Raw genomic sequence first — 7,583 nt, 5'->3', positions numbered from 1 at the left:
GTTGCGGTGTTGGTTGCGGGGTCGGTTCTGGGGGCGGAGTGGGTTGCGGTGTTAGTTCTGGGGTCGGTTCTGGAATTGGTTGCGGTGTCGGTTCTGGAATTGGTTGCGGTGTCGGTTCTGGGGTCGGTTCTGGGATCGGTTCCGATGTGGGAGGGTTGTTCGATAAATTTCCCGAAGGAAAAACAGAGGAGGGATTTGGAGTAGATGGTGTTGGATTGGGTATGGGAGTGGGAGTCGGTGGCGTGGGTGGTGTGGGTGGTGTGGGAGTGGGTTGTATGGGCGTGACTGCGGGATTCTCTAGAGGTAGTTCCACCAAATCGACTGGGACGAGATCGGGATTTGTGGCAGTCGATTCGATCGCCATTCGAGACGTGACCCCCAAAACGAGCAAATGCACGATCGCCGAACCAGAAAATACACTCAACCACAACCCTGGCGGATCGATATGTTTCCACCGACGAACGAGTTGAGAGGAGAGGGAGTTTAGGGGTGAGGTCATTTGACGGAAATGGACAATTGAAATTGACAATTGACAACGAAGACTGGGATTTTTTCGCCCCATCTCCTTGTCTTCTCGGAAGGAGTGCTTCGCAGCTATGCCAGTATGGCATTTGGATACCTTAAATGAGGTGTGATGTCACTGACGATCGATCGTTCCAATGTATCTTCCCTACAGTTTCCCATCTCCCGATCGCCCGAGCTTTCCAAACCGATCGAGGGCTAAAATAGACTCTAGTATCGAGCGTGTAGGGGCAATTGGAGAGAGTGAGTCAAGCGACAACGGTAAGACAACTCAAAGCAAGTTGGGTGACTCCCGAAAACTTTAGTCCCTACGGTCAAGTGATTTTGCCCTCTGCCGATGGCAAACTCTTCGATGAAACCGATGCTCGATTGCGTCTCGATGAGGGTACGCCGCGTTTTTACATTATGCGTTTGACTCATCGGGGTCGCAAGTTCGATCGCATCACCCGCCACGTTCGCTGTACTCAATGTTTGGGTTCCCTCGAAGGTAAAGAGTGGTCGATCGCCGTTGCACCACCGAGTATGGGAAACCAACCGGATCTCGATCGATTAATCGCATTTCGCATTCCGGGGAATTGTTTTATTAAGTTGGAAATGGGAACCTGGCACGCGGGGCCGTATTTCGATGCAGAGTCGATCGACTTTTACAATTTAGAACTCAGCGATACGAATATTACCGACCATTTTACCTATTGTTTTTCCACGCGCGACGATCTCGCATTTGAGATTAATTATTAACGCGGTGTGCAACTTTAAGTCTAAAACCCTCGATATTTCGTACCGATTGACTGGATTGTTTAAATTCCGAGTCGATCGAGCAACGTAAATTCAATACTTCAGAAACAGTTGCACAAGCCGTTATTAATTGTTAATTATTAATTGTTAATTAAATACACCCCACACCCCTTACTTCTTCACCGTCAGGACTCGACGCTGTTGCAACACCCGATCGTACAAGCGTTCGAGTTGGGTAATATTCTTATCGAGGGTATAGCGTTCCAAGACGCGATCGCGGGCTTTATATCCCAGCAAGTTCGTTAACTCGGGATGGTCGCGAAACAGAGGTAACAGCGTCTGTAGCTGGGAGGTGACATGTTGGGGATCGAGCACCACTCCCGCACCATCGGCGACCACTTCCCCATCCGCCCCCACATCCGTTGCCAAACAGGCTAACCCGCAGGCCATTCCTTCGAGCAGAGACAGAGATAAACCTTCCACGGAGGAGGGCAAAATAAACACATCCGACCCTCGGAGAATATTAATTCGTTGCTGTTCGTCGCCGATAAACCCCAGCCAGAGGATGCCGTATTCTCCGCCATAGGACGCCATCAGAGAAGGAGCGAGCGGACCATCTCCGACCACCAGTAATTTGCTCGATTCGCCCATGCGCGAATGCTTCCAAGCCTTGAGTAGGGCTTCGACGTTTTTCTCGATCGCAATCCGACCTTGATAGACGAAAATACGATCGGCATTCAGTTCTGCTTTCAAACTTGATGCGCCGGGGGCATATTTTAGCGCGTCTACTCCGTTGGGAATCACCGCCACGCGACTTTGGGGAACCCCCAAACGAACGAGTAAATCCCGCTGAATTTGCGAAAAGACGATGGTGCGATCGTAGCGAGCCAGACAGGGGGCATGAACCTGATAGGTGAGGTGCTGGGTTCCCGATGTTAGAGAAAGTCGCCGGCGATCGAACGGGGGATGAAACGTGGCCACCAAAGGAATTCCCAGTTCCTCGCAAATTTCCGGCAGGACGAAATCCAACGGCGAGAGGGTTAAAGAAGCGTGGACGACATCAGGTTTGAGGCGGCGCAGAGATTGAGCGAGGACTTTACTTGATTTGAGGGTGGGAATGGTATAAATAGTGGATTTATAGAGACAGGGGAGGGGAACGTCCTGACAGTGCCAGTTTTCCGACTCCAACGTCGGGCTAGCTCTCCACCGTTGCGGAGGTACAAATGTCTCCGATCGCGATTCTTGAGCGAAATGGAAAAAACTAACCTGGTATCCCCGTTCGAGCAAAGCGTTGGTTACTTCCCGAGAGTAAGTCACGTTGCCACAAAAGGGTGATTTTTTTCCCAGCCAAGCAATGTGCATTCAAATTCAGAATTTTAATTTAAGTTGATTTAATAGCCCGCACCGGAAATATACCAGGTTATCTGCCAACTCGCTAGGGAACTGTTTGGGAACCCGGGGCTGTTTTGTCCGTTCGATCTCGTTCGGAGATCGAGCTGGCGCGATCGAATGGTCGTGGAGGTGGTTCTTGAAGTGTCGATCGCGACTGCAAACAAGAGACAAGCGAAGTTCCCTGTTTTTCCTATTCTTTAGATCGTGTCATCACAATCTCTGTCTAATCTGCAATCGACGGGAATAGAATTTGAGTCGCTCTAATTTCTAACCCGTTTTTTCGATCTCGTATTTCACTCGAGTCGCTAGTCGGTCTTCATAGAGCGTTTCATCATCGTGATTATTAATGGAATTTGTTTCCAGATTGGTACCTATCGCCGTTCGCACCCTTTTGGTTACATATTTTTCATCCTGGGGAACACCGGAACGACCGAACGGGAAATGGAGAATGTAAAATATCTGTTTTGTCAATCGTGTCAATAAACTTGCTTCGTGCTGTAAATAGATGCTAAAAATATCTCTAAAATTTATATATCGTTTCCCAAGGAAAAAATAGCGATCGATCTCTTTGGTTATCGATTAGATCTTCTCAACATTCTTTTTATATTTTGAGACAGTTGATATTGGTTCAAAATATTTAAGGGTAAGTGAGCTGCACCTCGAATATTGTGAAGACAGTTTGGACTTGTACAGCGACAGTTGAATGGTTGGTCCATAGACCATTCTGTTGATGGATAAAAGAATGTTAACTCTTCTCCGATTTCAATCTTTCTGAGAGCGGTTACCATCCAGTTTGCAGTATCAAAAAACACGTTGGGATTACAACTATGATTAATATATTGCAAAAACTCAGGATCGAGCATAATATGCCGGCGATCGCTAATTTGGACCGTTAAATAGTTCGGACGAGTGAGAGTTTCTTTGGCTCCAAACCTACGAATAAGTTGTCCGGGTAGAAACTCGATGGTTGCGTGTAGGGATTTATTTCCAGTTCTCTCGCACTCACGGATTTCCGCAATCGATTCAACTTTTGTTCTTTTTTTAGAGAGTTGCATTTTTTTGAATTGGAGAATCATGAGAAATGGTCATCTGATTGGAGTTTAGACAAACTTAACCACTCGAAGCCTTCGACCTTATCCCGATCGGATTTGAGAGTTTGAAGATCTCTCAGAGGATGGAAACACCAAAATGTTTACCCAGTCAGGGTTACAGCCTTTGCAATCGAAACGCGCGTCTAAACTTCAGTTATCTTAGCTCGCTAATCATATCAAAAATGATGTGAAAAATATTTCTGAAAATAGAACCTTTCTCAAATCACCTTGCAAAGTTTGATATATCTTTAAGAATTTACGACTCGAACCGTTTTTTTTACCTGTATTATTAACAAGCCTTCAAGTCGGAGAGGAGATCGACAATCGTCAGTGACGCGCTCTTCCAGAAGAGTCGGTTGAGGTGGGTTTGGAGAGGAACTGGGTAATGAGTCCCCCTGCCAAAACGATCGCCCCTAACCCCAGCAACACCACCGGCAGGCCGAAATAGGTTTCGGCAATTCCCGCAACGGCCAGGGGCAAACTCAAGGCGATATTCACGGCGTTATTTTGCAAGCCAAACACTTTTCCACGCATGGCTTCTGGGGTTTCGGCTTGGATAATGGTTTGCATGGGAATTCCCACCATCGCCGCACAAATTCCCATCAAGGCAATTAGTATCAGTGCCGGTATCAGTTGCCCGGTGACAAAACTCAATCCCACCAAAGCTAACGCCATCCCCACGGAACCCACCACACTCAGTCGGCTGTAGGAAAAGCGAGCGCCGAAGTAACCCACTCCCGCCGCACCAATCCCCATGCCGACTCCAGCCGCAGAAAGGAGAAAGCCAAATTGGTCGGCATCGAGGTTGGGAATCACCTCTGCCAAGCGAACCGCAAGAACCGCCAGGGCCGCGAAGGTGCAGAATAAAATCGTCAGTTGAATCAGGGCGCTGCGAACTCGTGCCTGGGTTTTGAGAAACCCCAAACCATCTCGCAAATCTTGTCCGAATTGGGCGATCGCATTTTCCGTGGGGTGCAGGGTTTCTCGGGCGCGCATCAGCAGCAACAACACCCCGGCCAGGATGTAACTGCCTCCCACCACCAACTCTTTGCCAAATCCCAACCCGGCAAACAAATTATCGGCAACTTCCAGTAGCGGTTCCCCGACGGCAAACCCGACAATAACCGCGGCCATCATCGTCGTCGTGTAGAGGGAGTTCGCCGAGAGTAAGTGCTGGCGTTTGACGATGAGGGGAATGGCGGCTTGTTCGGCTGGGGCGAAAAATTGGGTGAGGGTGGAAACGAGGAAAGTAACCACGAGCAATACTCCAAACCCCACCGGCAAACCGGCGATCGATTGCGTGCCGCACAACCACAGCAGAGGGGGCAGCGTCAACACCAACCCTCCCCGCATCAAGTTCGTAATCGCCAGTACCCCTTTCTTGGGCCATCGATCGACGAAAACCCCTGCCAGGAAGCCAAACAACACGGCGGGAATGGTGAAAGTGATGGTAATTGCAGATACCCAGCCGCTAATACTTTGACCCTCCGGTTGGAACCGGGCGGCAACAATGGCGATGGTGAGGACTAAATAGATTTTATCGGCGAGTTGGGAAAAGACTTGACCGCCCCACAGGGTTAGGAAGTTACGGTTTTTTAAAACCGGACCGAATCCCGTGGTGGCGGTTTCGGATGCAGAGGCTGTCTCGATCGCATCTCGATTGGTGTCAGGGGTCTGGAAATCTTCCTCGGAGAGTTGCTTCATGACGGACGGCTGGGGACGGGTACGGAATTCGATCGAATGTAGCTATCCATTAAGGTAGCAGAACGGATCGATCGACCCAAGTGGTATTCGGCGTACTGGCGCAACACTCGTTCGACGGTTATCCAGGCGGCTTCCATACTTGGGGAATGGGCGATTTCGTCTGGGAGTGTCGGCAGTTGGGGCAGCGACATCCGTTGCAAGATTGTCAGTTCTGTGGCGTTGAGGTCAAATTTAGGCGCGCGGGAACGGGGGGCAATGCGGTATTCGGCTGGGGCTTCTCTGACTTTGGCGGCATTTTCCCCTTTGGGTTTTAACTGGGGTTTGGCTTTGTACGTATCTGAGTACGTATCTGAATTTTGAACGGCTTCACTCACCACCCCACCGGCATCGATGGCAAAGGAAACCGTCCAATTCGATCGAGCGATCTCGGGAATGATGGGACGTTGGGTGATGCAGCAGCCGTGGACTTGCGGCGCAATGCCCCCCCAGGCAAGCAGGTGAAACACGGCGTGGGTGAGGTGGGGTAACACTTCGGTGACTTTCGCCTGTTTTGAGAGGCTTTCTAAGCGGCGCAAATGCTCGTTGAGTAACTCGAACAGTTCTGCTTGGGGTTGTTCGCTTAAGGCTTGTACGAGGACTAACTCGGCGAGGTACTGGCTGGCGGTGAGAATGCCCAGGTTGCGAGTTAAACCGGGATAGGAGGTAATGGTTTCAGCTTGGGTAATGCGATCGAGAGATTTTCCCCTTGCTAAGAATAACTCGTTGACCACAAATAGGGCACTCCGTCCGGCGAGTCGAGATTTGGGCTTGCGCGAACCGGGGGCAACGGCACGCACCAATCCAGACTCTGGGGTCAAAATCGTTAAAAGGCGATCGTTTTCCCCTAAGGGCATACTTTTGAGGTTGATTCCAGTGACGGTGTAGGTGCGGCTCATTTTTGGGGCTTTGGGGGTTTCGGGGGCTTTGGGGGCTTCGGAAGGTAATTATAGTGGGAGCATCTTGCTCCCGGTTCCCCCAATTCTCCCGTTTCCGAATTGCGAATTGCGAATTGCGAATTGCGAATTCATCTAGTCGATCGATTTTACGGTCTGCATGGGGTATTGTGCGAACTCGCTATAATCCAAGCAAAGATAACAGCTATGCTTCGAGGGCGCGATCGATGCTAGCACAAACGAAAGAACGTTTATCTACGCCGGAAAAATATTTAGAGTCGGAAACAGCGGCCGAATCTAAAAGTGAATAGATGGATGGCAAAATCATTCCGATGACTGGTGGAACTCCTAATCATCATGACCTTGCCAGTCACGTCACAATTGGCTGAAAACAGGCGCTACGAAAACAATCCGACCCAGTCTACATGGGTAACGTACGCTTGTAGATTCCGCACCATCAAGTTTATACCCATCCCGATGTGATGGTTGTTGCTGGAGAAGCGATTGTGCTGGAAAATCGCAACGATACCACTAATGCGCGACCGATCGTCGAAGTGTTATCGAAAAGTAGGAAAGATTACGAGCTCGATCGAACTTATCGCCGAGCTCGAACGGTGATTTTCAAGAATATATTTAAATCGATCGATCTCGGTATGAAATCAAACAGTTTTCTTAAACCGATGATGGTAGGTAATTATTTCGTGAATCTGAATTCGCTTCGGATGTAAGCATTCGTGCCCTCAGCGATCGGCGATACTCCAAAGGAGTCGCGCGCGCGAACGGCTGTAGACTCTTCGGGAAAGCCAAAATTTTCGAATTTCCAGCTTGGAACCCGTTAAAGTTATCAACTGCATCAGAGTTTTTAGCTGACGCCTGACGGCTGATATCTGAATACTGACCTTCGAAGATCTTGATGTGGGCATCGGTAGATTTACAAATCGAGCGATCGGAAATTTATGAAGGAATTTCGTTTGATACCGGTGACTATTTCTGACGTTTGAGCGTTGGATGTGAAGCTCGAACTCGATCGAACCTCCTTAGCGGTTTCTATCGGTCGGGGTCTTACCCCCGTTCGATCGTTCTGTATTTTGTCGTTTCCTTGTTTGAGGGTAGGCGCTTCTTGAGAAGATTTTGGCGGCTCGTTTCAGCCACCGCAAAACCTCCGTGTTTTTATTGATTGTTCGTTTTAACTTACTTTTAGAATTCC

6 protein-coding genes are annotated in these 7,583 nt (G+C 49.2%); 1 reads left to right on the top strand and 5 read right to left on the bottom strand.

The features are described 5' to 3' along the window. A partial coding sequence (locus AC2215_RS12590; RefSeq protein WP_486810353.1) for a hypothetical protein occupies window positions 1-499 on the bottom strand: 499 nt, incomplete at its 3' end. A 266-nt stretch (window positions 500-765) separates the two neighbouring features. Here AC2215_RS12590 and AC2215_RS12585 point away from each other — a divergent pair. After that, on the top strand, window positions 766-1,260 hold the full coding sequence (locus AC2215_RS12585; protein ID WP_486810352.1) for an ureidoglycolate lyase: 495 nt from the start codon (window positions 766-768) through the stop codon (window positions 1,258-1,260). A gap of 168 nt (window positions 1,261-1,428) precedes the next feature. Here AC2215_RS12585 and AC2215_RS12580 read toward each other — a convergent pair whose 3' ends face one another. The 4 genes from AC2215_RS12580 to recO all read right to left on the bottom strand — a co-directional run bounded on the left by AC2215_RS12580 (window position 1,429) and on the right by recO (window position 6,379). After that, entirely contained in the window at window positions 1,429-2,619 is a 1,191-nt protein-coding gene (locus tag AC2215_RS12580; protein ID WP_486810351.1) for a glycosyltransferase family 4 protein, read from the bottom strand. A gap of 602 nt (window positions 2,620-3,221) precedes the next feature. Next, complete coding sequence (locus tag AC2215_RS12575) at window positions 3,222-3,704, bottom strand: SET domain-containing protein-lysine N-methyltransferase (RefSeq protein ID WP_486810350.1); 483 nt, start codon at window positions 3,702-3,704, stop codon at window positions 3,222-3,224. Window positions 3,705-4,067: 363 nt separating this feature from the next. Beyond that, entirely contained in the window at window positions 4,068-5,444 is a 1,377-nt protein-coding gene (locus AC2215_RS12570) for an MFS transporter (protein WP_486810349.1), read from the bottom strand. Beyond that, window positions 5,441-6,379 (bottom strand): DNA repair protein RecO, encoded by a 939-nt coding sequence (gene recO / locus AC2215_RS12565; RefSeq protein WP_486810348.1) that lies wholly within the window; start codon window positions 6,377-6,379, stop codon window positions 5,441-5,443. The genes AC2215_RS12570 and recO overlap by 4 nt, the downstream gene beginning before the upstream one ends. Window positions 6,380-7,583: the final 1,204 nt, after the last annotated feature.

The organism is Zarconia sp. (genome assembly GCF_057467645.1).
Note: the sequence above shows the minus strand (reverse complement) of the source record. Positions and strands in the feature narration are given on the sequence as shown.